Origin of the sequence: Achromobacter sp. SIMBA_011, assembly GCF_046535435.1 — a bacterium.
Classification (GTDB): Bacteria; Pseudomonadota; Gammaproteobacteria; order Burkholderiales; family Burkholderiaceae_B; genus Achromobacter; species Achromobacter dolens.
Map to the genome: position 1 here is coordinate 1 of NZ_JAWRWN010000743.1, position 259 is coordinate 259.

General features: G+C 68.3%; 1 pseudogene. It reads right to left on the reverse strand.

From position 1 onward, the window contains the following. A pseudogene (locus SB816_RS32950) lies at window positions 1-259 on the reverse strand (hypothetical protein); the annotation flags it as partial.

The following is a 259-nucleotide window of genomic DNA, read 5'->3' on the forward strand; positions in this document are numbered from 1 at the left end:
CGAAGGTCGCGAGCGTCATCGGCGCGTGCAGCGCGTTCGCGAGCGATGTGCTCAGGTGATCGGCGTCCTTCGACAGGTACACGGTCATCAGCGGCAGGAAGAACGCCTTCACGCCCCAGCCGGCGAGCATCTCGCGCACGGGCTGCCAGTTCGCCGGCCGCTCGCGACGCAACAGGTAGCGGCCCCACAGCAGATAGGCGTCGTCGGTGTCGCGCTGGTGGCGGTCCATCCACGCGAAGTAGAACGGCGCCGCGACGAT